The 16,651-nt window shown below is 73.6% G+C and carries 16 protein-coding genes; 14 read left to right on the top strand and 2 right to left on the bottom strand.

All coding sequences use genetic code 11. The features are described from left to right. Positions 1 to 194: 194 nt before the first annotated feature. Positions 195 to 650: an ATP-binding protein gene (locus AB0K80_RS28220; RefSeq protein ID WP_365674389.1), complete on the bottom strand. Its 456-nt coding sequence runs from the start codon at positions 648 to 650 to the stop codon at positions 195 to 197. A 214-nt stretch (positions 651 to 864) separates the two neighbouring features. Between AB0K80_RS28220 and AB0K80_RS28215 the strand changes: the two genes are divergently transcribed. Then, complete coding sequence (locus tag AB0K80_RS28215; RefSeq protein WP_365674387.1) at positions 865 to 1,725, top strand: helix-turn-helix transcriptional regulator; 861 nt, start codon at positions 865 to 867, stop codon at positions 1,723 to 1,725. 9 nt (positions 1,726 to 1,734) lie between these two features. Continuing rightward, positions 1,735 to 1,959, top strand: coding sequence for a DUF397 domain-containing protein (locus AB0K80_RS28210; protein WP_365674386.1), 225 nt, complete (start codon positions 1,735 to 1,737; stop codon positions 1,957 to 1,959). Positions 1,960 to 2,002: 43 nt separating this feature from the next. Here AB0K80_RS28210 and AB0K80_RS28205 read toward each other — a convergent pair whose 3' ends face one another. Continuing rightward, positions 2,003 to 3,130: an 8-amino-7-oxononanoate synthase gene (locus AB0K80_RS28205; RefSeq protein ID WP_365674385.1), complete on the bottom strand. Its 1,128-nt coding sequence runs from the start codon at positions 3,128 to 3,130 to the stop codon at positions 2,003 to 2,005. Positions 3,131 to 3,277: 147 nt separating this feature from the next. On the opposite strand from AB0K80_RS28205, the gene bioB reads away from it, so the two are divergent. The 12 genes from bioB to AB0K80_RS28145 all read left to right on the top strand — a co-directional run bounded on the left by bioB (position 3,278) and on the right by AB0K80_RS28145 (position 16,633). Beyond that, positions 3,278 to 4,441, top strand: coding sequence for a biotin synthase BioB (gene bioB / locus AB0K80_RS28200; RefSeq protein ID WP_365674383.1), 1,164 nt, complete (start codon positions 3,278 to 3,280; stop codon positions 4,439 to 4,441). Then, positions 4,434 to 5,714: an adenosylmethionine--8-amino-7-oxononanoate transaminase gene (locus AB0K80_RS28195; protein ID WP_365674381.1), complete on the top strand. Its 1,281-nt coding sequence runs from the start codon at positions 4,434 to 4,436 to the stop codon at positions 5,712 to 5,714. The genes bioB and AB0K80_RS28195 overlap by 8 nt, the downstream gene beginning before the upstream one ends. A gap of 13 nt (positions 5,715 to 5,727) precedes the next feature. Next, entirely contained in the window at positions 5,728 to 6,444 is a 717-nt protein-coding gene (gene bioD / locus AB0K80_RS28190; RefSeq protein WP_365674379.1) for a dethiobiotin synthase, read from the top strand. 80 nt (positions 6,445 to 6,524) lie between these two features. Continuing rightward, the gene (locus AB0K80_RS28185; RefSeq protein ID WP_365674377.1) at positions 6,525 to 7,220 is read left to right on the top strand and encodes a class I SAM-dependent methyltransferase; all 696 of its coding nucleotides are present in this window, start codon (positions 6,525 to 6,527) and stop codon (positions 7,218 to 7,220) included. A gap of 100 nt (positions 7,221 to 7,320) precedes the next feature. After that, positions 7,321 to 8,133 (top strand): ABC transporter ATP-binding protein, encoded by an 813-nt coding sequence (locus AB0K80_RS28180; RefSeq protein WP_365674375.1) that lies wholly within the window; start codon positions 7,321 to 7,323, stop codon positions 8,131 to 8,133. Between the two features lie 3 nt (positions 8,134 to 8,136). Beyond that, positions 8,137 to 10,704, top strand: a complete 2,568-nt coding sequence (locus tag AB0K80_RS28175; RefSeq protein ID WP_365674373.1) for an ABC transporter permease — start codon at positions 8,137 to 8,139, stop codon at positions 10,702 to 10,704. A 46-nt stretch (positions 10,705 to 10,750) separates the two neighbouring features. Beyond that, positions 10,751 to 11,656 (top strand): TIGR03621 family F420-dependent LLM class oxidoreductase, encoded by a 906-nt coding sequence (locus tag AB0K80_RS28170; RefSeq protein ID WP_365674371.1) that lies wholly within the window; start codon positions 10,751 to 10,753, stop codon positions 11,654 to 11,656. Between the two features lie 41 nt (positions 11,657 to 11,697). Beyond that, positions 11,698 to 12,126, top strand: coding sequence for a GNAT family N-acetyltransferase (locus tag AB0K80_RS28165; protein WP_365674368.1), 429 nt, complete (start codon positions 11,698 to 11,700; stop codon positions 12,124 to 12,126). 131 nt (positions 12,127 to 12,257) lie between these two features. Beyond that, positions 12,258 to 13,598, top strand: a complete 1,341-nt coding sequence (locus AB0K80_RS28160; protein ID WP_365674366.1) for a hemolysin family protein — start codon at positions 12,258 to 12,260, stop codon at positions 13,596 to 13,598. Continuing rightward, positions 13,595 to 14,608: a hemolysin family protein gene (locus AB0K80_RS28155; RefSeq protein WP_365674365.1), complete on the top strand. Its 1,014-nt coding sequence runs from the start codon at positions 13,595 to 13,597 to the stop codon at positions 14,606 to 14,608. Before AB0K80_RS28160 ends, AB0K80_RS28155 begins: the two co-directional genes overlap by 4 nt. A gap of 64 nt (positions 14,609 to 14,672) precedes the next feature. After that, on the top strand, positions 14,673 to 15,455 hold the full coding sequence (locus tag AB0K80_RS28150) for an SGNH/GDSL hydrolase family protein (RefSeq protein ID WP_365674363.1): 783 nt from the start codon (positions 14,673 to 14,675) through the stop codon (positions 15,453 to 15,455). A gap of 116 nt (positions 15,456 to 15,571) precedes the next feature. After that, positions 15,572 to 16,633 carry a right-handed parallel beta-helix repeat-containing protein gene (locus AB0K80_RS28145; protein ID WP_365674361.1) on the top strand — a complete coding sequence of 354 codons (1,062 nt, stop codon included), beginning with the start codon at positions 15,572 to 15,574 and terminating at the stop codon, positions 16,631 to 16,633. Positions 16,634 to 16,651: the final 18 nt, after the last annotated feature.

Below are 16,651 nucleotides of genomic sequence, written 5' to 3'. Positions count from 1 at the left end.
CCGATCTCGGTCGCAGGCCGGGGCGCCGCGGTCGGCGGCGCGCTCGGTCCGGGGCGGCCGCGGCGCTTCCGGGTCCGCGCGCCGCCGGCGCCGTGCGCGGAAGCGGTCCGGCCGCGATGCCGAGCGCGCAGGCGTCGCCGGCCCGGCAGGCCCCGAGGTCCGTTTCCCGGTCCGGGGCGGCTGCGAGGAGGGCGCTAGTCCTGCCGGCCCACCGCCGGCACCGGTTCCGCCGGGAGGGTCCACGGCAGCTCGATCAGGACCGTCTTGCCGCCCTCCCGAGTGGGGCGGACGCGGAGTCTGCCGCCGCACTCCCCGGCCAGACAGCGGACGATCACCATGCCGCGGCCGTTGTCCTGCTGGACCGCGGCGGGCAACCGCTTGGGGAACCTGGGGTGGCTGTCGGTCACGCCGACCCGCAGCCGTTCGTCACGGTCGAGGGCCATGGCCACGGTGAAGGTCGGCGACTGGCCGAAGGTGTGCTGGACGGCGTTGGTGGCCAGTTCGGAGACGATGAGCCGGATGGTGTCGGACACGTCCGTGCCCGCCGGCAGGCCCCACTCCGCCAGCGTGTCCACCACGTAGGCGCGAGCGGCGGAGACCGAGGCGGGATCGCTCGGCAGAGTGACGGATGCTTCCAGATGGTCTGCCATGGCGACGTCGTCCCTTTCCCACGGGACCGCAGTCCGACACGGAGCGGATGGTTCGAGTACGGTCCCGCACTGGTGCTTCGCCCGCCAGACTGCCACCACCACCCCGGCGAAGGACGGCGATCCCGCAAGATATGCATATATCTGTCGCTCAAAGCGGTGAACTCTGCACCGGGGGGCCGTATCCGGGCGCCTCGGAAGGAGTAAGGAGGAGCGCATGCAGAACGGTCCCGCGGTGCGCCGCCGGAAGCTGGGCGCCGAACTGCGCGCGCTGCGCACCTCGGCGGGGCTCACCAGTGGCCAGGCGGCCCGGCTGGTGGGCTGGCACCAGTCGAAGGTGAGCCGGATCGAGACCGGCACGAGCGGCGTGAAACCGGCCGACGTGCGGTTGCTCCTCGACGCCTACGGAGTGACGGACGGTCAGCTCAGGGAGCTGCTGACCGTGTTGGCGGGATCCGACGACAGCAGGGGGCGGCACCACTGGTGGCACGCCTACCGCGGGGTGCTGCCGCCGACCTACCGCGACTTCATCAGCCTGGAGTCCCAGGCCGGCGTGATGCGCACGCTGGAGACCACCGTCGTGCCGGGACTGTTGCAGACGCCCGAGTACGCACGGGCCGTGACGAAGGCCGCGGTGGAGGGGCTGTCGGAGGAGCGGCTGGACACGCTGGTGGAAGTGCGGCTGGCCCGGCAGGACGTGCTGCGTGCCGATCCCCCGCTGGAGCTGAACGCCGTCCTGGACGAGGCGGTGCTGCGCCGGGAGGTCGGCGGGCCCGGGGTGATGGCCCGGCAGCGGGCGCGGCTGGTCGAGGCCGCCCGGATGCCCCACGTCCGGCTTCAGGTCCTGCCGTTCGCCGCCGGAGCGCACATCGGCGTCACAGGGCCTTTCGTCATCTTCTCGTTTCCGGACACATCTGATCTGGACGTGGTTGTTCTAGACCATTTGACGAGTAGCGTCTATCTCGAACGGAAAGAAGACCTCCAGGCCTACACGGAGGCCTTCAACGCCCTTCAGATTCACGCCCTTTCGCCCGAGGACTCGTTGGACTTCATCGCCGGGACAGCCGCCGGCGCGTAAGGAGGCACCATGCGTGCACTGCCTCGGACCATCCCCTCCAGCACCGAACTGACCGGCGTGCGATGGCTGCGCAGCAGCTACAGCACCGGAGCCAACAACTGCGTCGAGACGGCCCGTCCGGCGTCCGGCCCGTGGGCCGGGCTGCTGGCCGTGCGCGACTCCAAGGCCCCGGCCGGGCCGGCGCTGCTCTTCTCCGCCGTGAGCTGGGCCCGTTTCACGGCCGCTTTCCGGTGACGTCCGCCTCCTGACGCCGCGACGCCCGGCCGTGTACGCCGACTCATGGCCGCGTGTCGCCGATCACCCGCACCGCGTGTGCGATCTGCTCCGCGGACAGGTCCGCGCGGGCGGTCAGCCGCAGGCGTGAGACGCCGTCGGGCACGGAAGGAGGGCGGAAGCAGCCCACGGCCAGCCCGGCCGCACGGCACTCGGCCGCCCACCGCACGGCGTCCTCAGGGGACGGCGCGCGCACGGAGACGACCGCCGCGTCCGGACGGACCGCCTGAAGGCCGTCGGCGGTCAGCCGGGCGTGCAGGTCGGCCGCCACCGCGCGGGCCCGCGCGGCCCGCTCCGGCTCGCGGCGCAGCAGCCGCAGCGCCGCGAGGGCCGCGCCCGCCGCCGCGGGGGCGAGACCGGTGTCGAAGATGAACGTACGGGCCGCGTTGACCAGGTGGTCGATGACCCGGGCGGGGCCGAGGACGGCTCCGCCCTGGCTGCCGAGCGACTTGGACAGCGTGAGGGTCACGACGACGTCGTCGGCGCCCGCGAGCCCCGCCGCGTGCGGCGCGCCGCGGCCGCCGTCGCCGAGCACGCCCAGACCGTGGGCGTCGTCGACCACCAGCCCCGCGCCGTACTCCCGGCACGCCTCGGCGAGCCCGGCGAGCGGGGCCGCGTCGCCGTCGACCGAGAAGACCGTGTCGGACACCGCGATCGCGGGCCCGTCGTGGGTCTGGAGCGCCTTGCGCACCGCGTCCGGCGCGGCGTGCGCCACGACCTGCGTGCTGCCCCGGGCCAGCCGGCAGCCGTCGATCAGCGAGGCGTGGTTGCCGGCGTCCGAGACGATGAGCGAGCCGTGCGGTGCCAGGGCGGTGACCGCGGCGAGGTTGGCCGCGTAGCCGGAGGAGAAGACCAGGGCCGCCTCGAAGCCGCAGAAATCGGCCAGTTCGCGTTCCAGCTCGGTGTGCAGGTCGGTGCTGCCGGTGACGAGGCGGGAGCCCGTCGCGCCGCCGCCCCAGGTCCGCGCGGCCCGCGCCGCACCCTCGGTGACCTCCGGGTGGCGGGCCAGCCCCAGGTAGTCGTTGCTCGCCAGATCCAGGAGCGGCGAATCGGCCGGGCGCGGGCGCAAGGTCCGTACGAGGCCCGCCCGGCGGCGCAGTTCCGCCTGCTCGTCGATCCAGCCGAACACCATGGGTCCTCCGGGAGATTTGTAGGCAGTGCACAGACCCTAGCGGCCCGGCCCTCGGGCCAGGATGTGGCGATACCCACATCTCGAAGCGCCGCTGTTGTGCGAAGTCTCCTTGGCCCGGGGCGGGTCCGTACGACAGGATCAGCACTCATGGACCTGCTGAAGACGCTGGTGGACAAAGGGCTGCGGCGCGAGCTGCCGACCCGCGAGGAGGCGCTGGCCGTCCTCGCGACCTCCGATGACGACCTGCTCGACGTGGTGGCCGCGGCCGGGAAGGTGCGACGGCACTGGTTCGGCCGGCGGGTGAAGCTCAACTATCTCGTCAACCTCAAGTCCGGCCTGTGCCCTGAGGACTGCTCCTACTGCTCCCAGCGGCTCGGTTCCAAGGCCGACATCCTCAAGTACACCTGGCTGAAGCCCGAGGAGGCGTCCAAGGCGGCGGCGGCCGGACTGGCGGGCGGCGCCAAGCGGGTGTGCCTGGTGGCCAGCGGGCGCGGACCGACCGACCGGGACGTGGACCGGGTCTCCCGGACCATCAAGGCGATCAAGGAGCAGAACGAGGGCGTCGAGGTGTGCGCCTGTCTGGGGCTGCTCTCCGAGGGCCAGGCGGAGCGGCTGCGGGAGGCCGGCGCGGACGCCTACAACCACAACCTCAACACCTCCGAGGCGACGTACGGGGACATCACCACCACGCACACGTACGCCGACCGGGTGGACACCGTGCGGAAGGCGCACGCCGCGGGTCTGTCGGCGTGCTCCGGTCTGATCGCGGGCATGGGCGAGAGCGACGAGGACCTGGTCGACGTGGTCTTCGCGCTGCGGGAGCTGGACCCGGACTCGGTTCCGGTCAACTTCCTGATCCCGATGGAGGGCACGCCGCTGGCCAAGGAGTGGCACCTGACCCCGCAGCGGTGCCTGCGGATCCTGGCGATGGTGCGGTTCGTCTGCCCGGACGTGGAGGTGCGGATCGCGGGTGGCCGTGAGGTCCATCTGCGCACGATGCAGCCGCTCGCCCTGCACCTGGCCAACTCCATCTTCCTGGGTGACTACCTCACCAGCGAGGGCCAGGCGGGCAAGGCCGACCTGGAGATGATCGCGGACGCCGGGTTCGAGGTGGAGGGCGCCGACCAGGTGACCCTGCCGGAACACCGGGCCTCCGGGGGCTGCGGCGAGGGCGGCGGGTGCGGTGCGCCGCAGGAGGGCGGCGGCACGGTCTGCGGTTCCGCGGCGGCTGCGCGGGCGGACGAGCCCCGTACGGATCTGGTCGCCGTGCGCCGCCGGGGCGCCGGGACGGACCTCGCGCCCAATGCCTGAGCTCGGTCTCCCCGAGCTGCTGGCGCTGGACCGGCGGCACGTGTGGCACCCGTACGGCCCCATGCCGGGCCGCCAGGAGCCGCTCGTGGTGGAGTCGGCGAGCGGGGTGCGGCTGAGGCTGGCCGACGGTTCGGGCGAGCTGGTCGACGGCATGGCGTCGTGGTGGTCGGCGATCCACGGCTACAACCACCCGGTGCTCAACGAGGCCGCGCACGAGCAGCTCGCGCGGATGAGCCATGTGATGTTCGGCGGGCTCACCCACGAGCCCGCCGTACGGCTGGCGAAGCGCCTGGTCGACATCTCGCCCGAGGGGCTGGAGCACGTCTTCCTCGCCGACTCCGGGTCGGTGTCGGTCGAGGTCGCGGTCAAGATGTGCCTGCAGTACTGGCGTTCGCTGGGCCGTCCGGGCAAGCAGCGGCTGCTGACCTGGCGCGGCGGCTACCACGGCGACACCTGGCAGCCGATGTCGGTGTGCGACCCCGAGGGCGGGATGCACCAGCTGTGGACCGGCGTGCTCCCGCGGCAGGTGTTCGCCGGCCCGCCGCCGGCCGAGTACGAGGAGTCGTACGCGGACCATCTGCGCGAGCTGATCGCGCGGCACGCCGGCGAGCTGGCCGCGGTGATCGTGGAACCGGTGGTGCAGGGCGCGGGCGGGATGCGGTTCCACTCCCCCGCCTACCTGCGGGTGCTGCGCGAGGCGTGCGACGCGCACGACGTGCTGCTGGTCTTCGACGAGATCGCGACCGGGTTCGGGCGGACGGGCGCGCTGTTCGCGGCCGAACACGCGGCCGTGACGCCCGACGTGATGTGCCTGGGCAAGGCCCTGACCGGCGGCTATCTGACCATGGCGGCGACGCTGTGCACCTCCCGGGTCGCGGACGGCATCTCGCGCGGTGAGGTGCCGGTGCTCGCCCACGGGCCGACCTTCATGGGCAACCCGCTGGCGGCGGCCGTCGCCTGCGCCTCCATCGATCTGCTCCTCGGCCAGGACTGGCGCGCCGAGGTCGGGCGGATCGAGGCGGGCCTGCGGGAGGGTCTCGCGGCCGCCTCGGCTCTTCCCGGGGTGAAGGACGTACGGGTGCTGGGCGCGATCGGGGTGGTGCAGCTGGACCACCCGGTGGACATGACGGCGGCGACGGCGGCGGCCGTGCGGGAGGGCGTGTGGCTGCGGCCGTTCCGCGACCTGATCTACACCATGCCGCCGTACGTGACGGGCGACGCGGACGTGGCGCGGATCGCGCGCGCGGTGTGCGCGGCGGCGCGAGAGGGATGAGCGGAGTGATGACATGCCGGTTCTGGTGATCACGGGAACGGGCACGGAGGTCGGCAAGACGGTCGTGACGGCCGCCGTGGCCGCGAGCGCGCTGGCGGCCGGGCGGTCGGTGGCCGTGCTGAAGGCCGCGCAGACGGGCGTGGGTCCGGACGAGCCCGGGGACGCGGCGGAGGTCGCGCGGCTCGCGGGTGCCGTGACGACGGCCGAGGTCGCCCGGTATCCCGATCCGCTGGCACCGGCCACGGCCGCCCGGCGGGCCGGGCGCGCGCCGGTGCACCCGCACGAGGTCGCCGAGGCCGCCGCGAAACTGGCCACCGAGCACGACCTGGTCCTGGTCGAGGGAGCGGGCGGACTGCTCGTACGGTTCGACGCGGCGGGCGGCACGCTGGCGGACGCGGCCCAGCTGCTGTCGGCGCCGGTGCTGGTGGTGGCGTCCGCGGGCCTGGGCACGCTGAACACGACCGAGCTGACGGCACGCGAACTGCGGTACCGCCGACTGGAGCCGGCGGGGATCGTGATCGGCAGCTGGCCCGCCGAGCCGGACCTCGCCTGCCGCTGCAACCTCGCCGACCTGCCGGACGTGGCGGAGGCACCGCTGCTCGGCGCGGTCCCCGCCGGTGCCGCGGCCCTCGACCCCGCCGATTTCCGCACGTCGGCCCCCCACTGGCTGGCGCCCCGGCTCGACGGCACGTGGGACGCGGAGGCCTTCCGGGTACGGCAGGCGCCCTGACACTCCTTCCGGTGGGGAGGGATGCCCGGGGCCCGTACGGGGGAGAATCGGCCCAAGGCCCGTCCTGCCGAGGAGGTCCCATGCCGCTGCGGTCCGCCGGGAGGGTGCGGGATGCCGTGCACCACCCGCTGTTCGCCCGTTACTACGCCCGGGTCAGTGTGGCCGCCGAGACCCGGATGGGGATGGCCGATGTGCGCCAGAGACTGCTGTCCGGGCTGTCCGGGCGGGTCATCGAGATCGGGGCGGGCAACGGGCTGAACTTCGCGCACTACCCGGGGACCGTCTCCGAGGTCGTCGCCATCGAACCGGAGCGTGCGCTGCGGCGGCTGGCGGTGGAGGCCGCCCTGCGCGCGGAGGTGCCGGTGGACGTGGTGCCGGGGGCGGCGGAGGCGCTGCCGGTCAAGAGCGAGGGCTTCGACGCGGCGGTGGTCTCGCTGGTGCTGTGCAGCGTGCGGGACGTGCCGCGGGCGCTCGGGGAGCTGCGGCGGGTGCTGCGGCCGGGCGGTGAGGTGCGGTTCTTCGAGCACGGCGTGGGCGGCGGCCGGATGATGACCTTCACCCAGCGGGCGCTGGACCGGACGGTGTGGCCACCGCTGAACGGCGGGTGTCATCTCTCCCGTGATCCGGTCGGGGCGCTGCGCGCGGCGGGCTTCGCACTCGGCCCGTACCGGCGGACGCTGATGCCGGAGAAGGGACCGGTGCTGCCCACCTCGTACTGCGTCCTGGGCACGGCCTGGCGGCGGCCGGAGGGCGAGGAACGGACCGGGCAGCGGTAGGGCGGCTCCGACCAGCAGAGGATACCGAGTGTGGGCTGAGTCACAGTAACCTCGGCGGGAACGAGGATGTCACAGTGCCCACACACGGAAGGCGGCCGCCGTGTCCGAACCTGCTGCGCAGCACGCCCCGGGCCTCGCGCCGGCCGACGGCGTCGCGGCCCGCGCCCGTGGTCTGACCAAGGCGTACGGCTCGGGCGAGACGGCGGTGATCGCCCTGGACTCCGTCGACGTGGACATCGCGCGCGGGCGTTTCACCGCCGTGATGGGCCCGTCGGGTTCCGGGAAGTCCACGCTGATGCACTGTCTCGCCGGGCTGGACACGGTCACGGCCGGTCGGGTGTGGATCGGCGACACCGAGATCACCGCGCTGAAGGAGCGGGAGCTGACCCGGCTGCGCAGGGACCGGATCGGTTTTATGTTCCAGTCGTTCAACCTCGTACCGACCCTGAACGCGCGGGAGAACATCACCCTGCCGCTGGACATCGCGGGCCGGAAACCCGACGAGAAGTGGCTGGACCAGGTGATCGACACGCTCGGGCTCCGGGACCGTCTCGGGCACCGGCCGTCGCAGCTGTCGGGCGGGCAGCAGCAGCGGGTGGCCTGCGCGCGGGCGCTGGCCTCCCGGCCCGAGCTGATCTTCGCGGACGAACCGACCGGCAACCTCGACTCGCGCGCCGGTGCGGAGGTGCTGGGCTTCCTGCGGGAGGCGGTCGACGACCTGGGGCAGAGTGTCGTCATGGTCACCCATGACCCGGGCGCGGCCGCCCACGCCGACCTGGTGCTCTTCCTCGCGGACGGGCGGATCGTGGACGAGCTGCGGCGGCCCACGGCACAGGCCGTACTGGAGCGCATGAAGCGCCTGGACGTGATCCGCGTCCCGTTCGGGGGCCGCCCGGTCCCGGAGGAGAACTGATCCGTGCTCAAGGCGACGCTCCGCAGCTTCCTCGCACACCGGGGGCGGCTGCTGCTGTCCGCGCTGGCCGTGGTGCTGTCCGTGGCGTTCGTGGCGGGCAGCCTGATCTTCTCCGACACGGTCAGCCGCACCTTCGACCGGCTGTTCGCCTCGACCGCGGCCGATGTCACCGTCAGCCCGAAGGAGACGCTGCGCGAGGCGGTGCCCTCGGGGCGGACGGCCACCCTGCCCGCCGCCCTCGCCGGGCGCGTGGCCCGCCTGGACGGGGTTGCGGCCGTGCGGGCGGACGTGGAGGTGCAGGGGATCACGGTCGCCGACGCGCGCAACGAGCCGGTCGGGCCGACCACCGGCGCTCCCACGATCGGCACCGCCTGGCAGCCGACCGACCGCAGCCCCGTGCGGCTCACCTCCGGCCACGCCCCGCGCGGGCCGGGCCAGGCACTGCTCGACTCCGAGACCGCAGGCCGCAGGGACGTACGGATCGGGGACACCCTCACCGTGATCGCGCCGCCCGGCTCGTTCCGCGTCGAGGTGGTCGGCCTCGCCACGTTCACCACCACCAACCCGGGCGCGGCGCTGGTCTTCCTCGACCCGCCGGTCGCGCGGACCAGGCTGCTGGGCGACGCCCGGGCGGCCACCGCCCTCTCGGTCGACGCCGCGGACGGCGTCAGCGACGACCGGCTCAAGCAGCGCGTGACCGACGCGCTGGGCGCGCACGCGTACGACTACCGGACCGCCGCCGAGCAGGCCAAGTCGGACGTCGAACAGCTGGGCGGGTTCCTCGACGTCATCAAGTGGGTCATGGTCGGCTTCGCCGGCGTCGCGGTGCTGGTCGGCGTGTTCCTGATCGTCAACACCTTCGCCATGCTGATCGCGCAGCGCACCCGTGAGCTGGGGCTGCTGCGGGCGCTGGGCGCCGACCGGCGGCAGGTGCGCCGTTCGGTCCTGACCGAGGCGCTGCTGCTCGGCCTGGTCGGCGCCACGCTGGGCCTGCTCACCGGCATCGGGCTCGCCGCCGGGCTGATCGAGCTGATGGGTCTGCTCGGCATGAACATCAAGTCCACCGAGATGGTCATCGGCTGGGCGACCCCGGTGGCGGCGTACGTCGTCGGTCTCGGCGTCACCTTCGTCGCCGCGTACCTGCCCGCCCGGCGCGCGGCGGGCGTCTCCCCGATGGCCGCGCTGGCGGACGCCGAGGTGGGCGGGGTGGGCAGGCCGCTGCGGCTGCGGGCAGTGGTGGGCGCGGTCGTCGGGGCGGCGGGCGCGGCGGCGCTCGCCGGGTGCGCGGCGTCGTCGCGGACGGCGCCGGCGGCGTCGCTGCTGGGGCTCGGCGTGATCCTGACGCTGATCGCGACCGTGGTGGCGGGCCCCCTGCTGGTCCGTCCCGTGATCCGGGTGCTCGGCGCGGCCTTCCCCGCCCTGTTCGGCGCCGTCGGGCGGATGAGCCAGCGCAACGCGCTGCGCAACCCCCGCCGTACCGGGGCGACCGCGGCGGCGCTCATGGTGGGGCTGGCGCTGGTGGGCGGGATGTCGGTGGCGAGCGCCTCGATGACGGCGTCCTTCGACCGGCAGATCGACAGGACGCTCGGCGCCGACTTCGTGATCCAGAACAGCAACTTCGTGCCCTTCCCGCCGGAGGTCACGCACGCGGTGCGGGACACCGACGGCGTGGGACTCGTCGTACGGTCCACGTTCGTGCCGGTGGCCGTGCGGCTCCCGGACGGCGACCGGGTGACGACGACCGCGGCGGGCTATGGTCCGCGCCTGGACGAGGTCGCCCACATCACCTACGCGCGCGGCGGCACCGGGGCGGCCCTGGCGCCGGGGCACCTCGCGATGGACGTGGACTTCGCCCGCGACCACCGGGTGCGCCTCGGGACGGTGGTGCCGGTCGAGTTCCAGAGCGGACGCCGAGCCGAGCTGACCGTGGGCGCCCTGACCGACCAGGACGCCGCCGAGGGCTTCGGGACCCAGGGCGGGCTCTACTTCGGGCTCGCCACGCTGGAGCGGTACGCGCCGGGCGGGCAGGACGCCGTGCTGTACGTCAACGCCGCGCCCGGCACCGGACCGGACGAGCTGCGCGCCGCGCTGGAGCGGACCCTCGACCGGTATCCGCAGGTGCAGGTGCGCGACCTCGCCGACTACAAGGACCTGGTGCACGACCAGATCGCCGTGCTGCTGTACCTCGTCTACGCGCTGCTGGGGCTGGCGATCATCATCGCGGTGCTCGGCGTGGTCAACACCCTCGCCCTGTCGGTGGTGGAGCGCACCCGGGAGATCGGGCTGCTGCGGGCGATCGGGCTCGCGCGGCGGCAACTGCGCCGGATGATCCGGCTGGAGTCGGTGGTGATCGCGGTGTTCGGCGCGGTCCTCGGGCTCGCGCTGGGGCTGGTGTGGGGTGTGTGCACCCAGCGGGTGCTGGCGTTGCAGGGCATGACGACGCTCGCGATCCCGTGGGGCACGATCGTCGCGGTCGTCGTGGGCGCGGCGGTGGTGGGGGTCGTGGCGGCGTTGCTGCCCGCGTCGCGTGCCTCCCGCATGAATGTGCTGGCGGCCATCGCGCACGAGTGATTGACTCCCTCACGGCCGCAAGTCGCTTGCCCGGAGGGAGAGTTCGTTGCCGCGCCCGTTCCGTTTCGGTGTCAACCTCCTGACGTCCGCCCCGGCGGACGAGTGGCGCGCCAAGTGCCGCCGGGCCGAGGAACTCGGCTACGACGTGATCCTCGTCCCCGACCACCTGGGCATGCCCGCGCCCTTCCCCGCACTGGTGGCCGCGGCCGCGGCCACCGAGCGGCCCCGGCTCGGCACGTTCGTGCTCAACGCCGGCTTCTGGAACCCGGCCCTGCTCGCCCGCGAGGTGGCCACGACGGACGCGCTGACCGGCGGGCGGCTCGAACTCGGCCTCGGCACCGGGTACGTCCGGGCGGAGCACGACGCGGCCGGGCTGCCCTTCGGGTCGCCCCGCGCGCGCGTGGACCATCTGCGCCGGGTCGTCGAGGAGCTCGACCGGCTCCTGACGTCCGGGGAGCACCAGCCGCAGCCGGTGCAGCGGCCGCGCGTGCCGCTGCTGATCGGCGCCAACGGCGACCGGATGCTGGAGCTCACCGCGGAGCACGCCGACATCGCGGCCTTCACCGGCGCCCGGCCGGTGCCCGGCAGCACGACGGGAGAACTCGCCCCGCTCCTGGCCGGGGAGCTCGACGACCGGGTGGCCCGCTACCGGAGGCTGGCCGGCGGCCGCGAGGCACCGGCCGAGCTGAACCTGCTGGTCCAGCTCGTCGCCGTCACCGAGGACCCCGAGGCCGCGGTCCGGCCGTGGCTGGACCGCGTTCCGGGCCTGACCGCCCGGCAGGTGCTGGACCTGCCCCTGGTGCTGGCCGGCACGCTGGAGGAGATCACCGCCAAGGTCCTCGCCCAGCGGGAGCGCTACGGCTTCACCTACCTGACGGTCCTGGAGCCGTCCATGGAGGCGTTCGCGCCGGTCATGGAACGGCTGCGCACCCCCGGGCCGTCCGCATCCTGAAACTCCCCGCCCCCGCCCGGCGCGCGTGATCTGATCACCGCATGACCGACCTGCGCATACGGGCCGCGGCGCCCGAAGACCTGGACACCGTGCTGGCCTTCTGGAAGGTGGCCGCCGAGGGCACGAGCATCAGCGACGACCGGGAGGGGGTGGAGCGGCTGGTCGCCCGCGACCCGCAGGCGCTGATCCTGGCCGAGCGGCCGGACGGCGAGCTGGTCGGCACGGTGATCGCGGGCTTCGACGGCTGGCGCTGCCATCTGTACCGGCTCGCCGTGCACCCGGACCACCGCCGCCAGGGCATCGCCTCCGCACTGCTCGCCGCCGCCGAGGAGCGTTTCGTACGGCTCGGGGGGCGCCGCGCGGACGCGATGGTGCTGCGGCACAACGAGACCGCGCACCACGCGTGGAGCGCCGCCGGGTACGGGCCCGAGGAGCAGTGGCGGCGCTGGGTGAAGCCGCTCACGGACTGATTCCTTTGCTCAAGGCGGGCCACTCGGTCCTCCATGAACGGTTCTGAGCGTCCGCCCGCGGGCGAGCCGTCCCGCGGGCGACACCGCGCACGCGGTCCCGTCCTGTCCGACCATGGGACGGAGGTGACCCGATGACCGAAGTGCTCCTCCTTCTGGTGGCGGTCCTGCTGTCGCTCGCCTGTGGTGCCTTCGTGGCGGCGGAGTTCTCCCTGACCACGGTCGAGCGCGCGGAACTGGAGCGGGCCGCGCAGCGCGGCGAGCGGGGCGCCGCGGGCGCCCTGAAGGCCGTACGGAACCTCACCTTCGAACTCTCGGGGGCGCAGCTCGGCATCACGGTCACCAACCTGGTGGTCGGCATGCTCGCCGAGCCGTCGATCGCCGCGCTGCTGGCGGGCCCGCTGGAGGCGGTCGGCGCCTCCCGCGCCACGGCGTCCTCCGTCGCCCTGGTGATCGGTACGGGGCTGTCGACCGTGTTCCTGATGGTCGTCGGCGAGCTGGTGCCGAAGAACTGGGCCATCTCCTCGCCCCTGAAGGTCGCCAAGAGCGTGGGCAACGCGCAGCGCTGGTTCAGCGCCGCGTTCCGGCCCTTCATCACCCACCTCAACAACACCGCCAACCGGGTGGTGCGCCGGATCGGTGTGGAGCCCGCCGAGGAGCTGGCCTCCGCCCGCGGACGGCAGGAGCTGGCGGCGCTCGCCCGGCACTCCGCCAGGGAGGGCGTGCTGGAGGCCGACACCGCCGAGCTGTTCGTCCGGACGCTGAACCTCGCCGACCTGACCGCGGAGAACGTGATGACCCCGCGGGTGCAGGTCATCGCCCTGGACGCGCAGGCGACCTGCGAGGACGTGGCGAACGCCACCCGGGCGACCGGGCTGTCCCGCTTCCCGGTCTACCGGGGCACCCTCGACTCGGTCGTCGGCACGGCCCACGTCAAGGACGTGCTGGCGGTCCCCGCGGAGCGCCGGGCCCGGGTGCCCGTCGCCGAGCTGATGCGCGAGCCGCTGCTGGTCCCGCAGTCGCTCACCGTCGACCGGCTGCTGGACCGGCTGTCCGGCAGACGCACGATGGCCGTCGTGATCGACGAGTACGGCGGCACGGCCGGGGTGGCCACGCTGGAGGACATCGTCGAGGAGGTCGTCGGCGAGGTGCGGGACGAGCACGACCCGCACGAGATCCCCGACCTGGTCCCGGCCGGCACGGACGAGGACGGCCACGCCCTGTACTCCGCCGACGGCGCGGCACGCGTCGACCAGCTCGTCCGGGTCGGCCTGCGCGCCCCGGAAGGGCCCTACGAGACGCTGGCCGGGCTGGTCGCCACCCGGCTCGGCCGGATCCCCGCCGCCGGTGACACCGTCCAGGTCGACGGCTGGCGCCTGGAGGTGCTGGACGCCACGGGCCGCCGGGCGGCGCGCGTCCTGCTGCACGCGCCCCTGGACGACGCGAGGCCCGAGCGGAGGGAGGCCCGGCCGTGACCGCCGTACAGCTGCTGATCGGACTGGCGACGCTCGTCGTGAACGCCTTCTTCGTGGGCGCGGAGTTCGCCCTCATCTCGGTGCGCCGCAGCCAGATCGAACCGTACGTCGAACAGGGCGACCGGCGTGCCCGGAGTGTGCTGTGGGGTCTGGAGCACGTCTCCGCGCTGATGGCCGCCGCCCAGCTCGGCATCACCTTGTGCACGCTGGTGCTGGGCGTGGTCGCGGAACCGGCCATCGCGCATCTGCTGGAGCCGGTGTTCCACGCGGTGGGCGTGTCCGAGGGCGTGGGGCACGTGGTGTCCTTCGTGATCGCGCTGACCCTCGCGACGTATCTGCACATGCTGCTGGGCGAGATGGTGCCCAAGAACGTCGCGGTCGCCGAGCCGGTGCGCAGCGCGCTGATGCTCGGTCCGCCCCTGGTGGCGCTGTCCCGGGCGCTGCGCCCGGTGATCTTCACCGTGAACGCCTTCGCCAACGTGCTGCTGAGGCTGCTGCGGGTGGAGGCCCGGGAGGAGGTCTCGGCCACCTTCTCGGACACCGAGCTGGCGCAGATCGTGAAGGACTCCAGCGAGGCGGGGCTCATCGACGACCGCGCCCAGGAGCGGCTGCACGACGCCCTGGAGCTGGGCCGCCGGCCGGTGCGGGACGTCGTCATGCCGCTGGAACGCGTGGTGTACGCCCGGGTGGGCGTCACCCCGGCGCAGCTGGAGCAGCTGGCGGCCGAGTCCGGGTTCTCGCGCTTCCCCGTGGTCGACCAGGGGCGGCGGATCGTGGGCTACCTGCACGTCAAGGACGCCCTGGACGCGGCCGCGCGCGATGCCGCGTTCCGGCTGCGGGACATGCGGCCGATCGCGCGGGTACGGGAGAGCACGCCGCTGGACGACGTGCTGACGGCGATGCGGGGCAGCCGTACGCATCTGGCGGCCGTGATCGGCGCCGACGGGCGGCTGGCGGGGCTGGTGACGATGGAGGACGTACTGCGGGAGTTGTTCGGGCAGCGGGCGTGAGCGTCCGGCCCGGCCCGGGGTGACCGACCGGCGGGTATGTGCACGGAGTAGCATCGGTGTCGCCATGCACATGAACCCCACCTACACCAGCCTGGTCGCGGTCGGCGACTCCTTCACCGAGGGCATGTCGGACCTGCTGCCGGACGGGACCTACCGCGGCTGGGCCGATCTCCTCGCCGGGCGGATGGCGGCCGTCACGCCGGGGTTCCGGTACGCCAACCTCGCGGTGCGCGGCAAGCTGATCGGGCAGATCGTCGCCGAGCAGGTGGACGCGGCGGCGGCCATGCAGGCCGACGTCGTCACCCTGGTCGGCGGCCTCAACGACACGCTGCGGCCCAAGTGCGACATGGCGCGGGTGCGCGGGCTGCTGGAGGAGGCCGTCGAGAAGCTGGCGCCGTCCTGCAAGCAGCTGGTGCTGATGCGCAGCCCGGGCCGCCAGGGCCCGGTCCTGGAGCGCTTCCGGCCCCGTATGGAGGTGCTGTTCGCCGCCGTCGACGAGCTCGCCGAGCGGCACGGCGCGCTGGTCGTCGACCTGTACGGGGCGCCCGCGCTCGCCGATCCGCGCCTGTGGGACGTGGACCGGCTGCACCTGACGGCCGAGGGGCACCGCCGGGTCGCGGAGGCCGTGTGGCAGGCACTGGGCTACCCGCCCGAGGACCCCGACTGGCACACCCCGCCACCGGCCATCGCGCCACCCGGCTGGGTGGCCCGCCGGATCGCGGACGCCCGGTTCGCCCGGCAGCACCTGCTGCCCTGGATCGGCCGCCGCCTGACAGGCCGCTCCTCCGGCGACGGCCGGCCGCCGAAGCGACCGGAACTGCTGCCGTACGAGGCACCGGAGGATTAGCGGCACCGCGCGGGGGTCGGCAGGCGCGGACCCGTGCGGGGGCTTCGGTCGGTGACACGCCGCCGGATGGCCGATCGAAGCGGTCCGGAGGCCATCCGGGACATACCGTGCCATATATGATCAAACGCCACATCGCCTTTCTGGCATGCACCGCCGCGCTCGTCGGCACGGGGGTCGGCGCCGCTCCCGCGCAGGGGGCCCCGAAGACCTACATCGTCCGTCCCGGGCAGTCCATCCAGGCGGCGGTGGACGCCGCGCACCAGGGCGACACGGTCCTGCTGCTCCCGGGCACCTACCACGAGAGCGTCCGGGTGACCACGTCCGGCCTGACCGTGCGGAGCAGGGTGCCCCGGGCCGCCGTCCTGCGGCCCGCCGCGACGAAGGCCGGGAACCCCTGCGCCCAGGCCGGCAACGGCATCTGCGTCGAGGGCACGGCGAGCGCCCCCGTCGAGGACGTCACCATCGCCGGTCTGACCCTGGCCGGATTCCCCAAGAACGGCCTGTGGGCGTCGGACACCGACCGGCTGACGGTCCGCCAGGTGACCGCGGAGAAGAACGGGCAGTGGGGCATCGCCCAGCAGCGTTCGGTCCGGGGCGCCTTCACGTACAACACGGCCCGCGACAACGGCGACGCCGGCATCTTCCTCGCCAACACGGTCGCCACCGAGGGCGGCGCGACCGACTCGCTGGGTGCCGTGGTGGCCCGCAACCGTCTGGAGGGCAACCGGATCGGCGTCACCGTACGGCGCCTGCGCCACTTGACCGTCGCCCACAACGACGCGACCGGGAACTGCGCGGCCGTCTTCGTGGTCGGCGACGAGACGCCCCCGCGCGCCGGTGCCCTGACGGTGCGGGAGAACCGGATCGTCGCGAACAACAAGTACTGCCCGAAGACGCCCCGGCTGCCCTTCCTCCAGGGCTCGGGGATCGTGCTGACCGGCGCCGAGGACACGCTGGTGACACGCAACGTGATCGCGTACAACCAGGGCACCTCGCCGCTGTCGGGCGGCGTCGTGCTGTTCAAGAGCCTGGTCGGCGCCACGAGCGAGCGGAACCGGATCACCTACAACACGCTGTGGGACAACTCCCCCGCCGACCTGGTCGACCGGGAGACCCCGAAAACCAACACCTTCGAAGGCAACACCTGCGCGGTGTCCGAGCCCGCGGGCCTGTGCTGAACGGCCGTACCGCGCCGT

It is taken from the genome of Streptomyces sp. NPDC052682 (genome assembly GCF_040678435.1).
GTDB lineage: Bacteria > Actinomycetota > Actinomycetes > Streptomycetales > Streptomycetaceae > Streptomyces.
The sequence above is the reverse complement of the archived record's forward strand: the minus strand, read 5'-3'. Positions and strand labels throughout refer to the sequence as shown.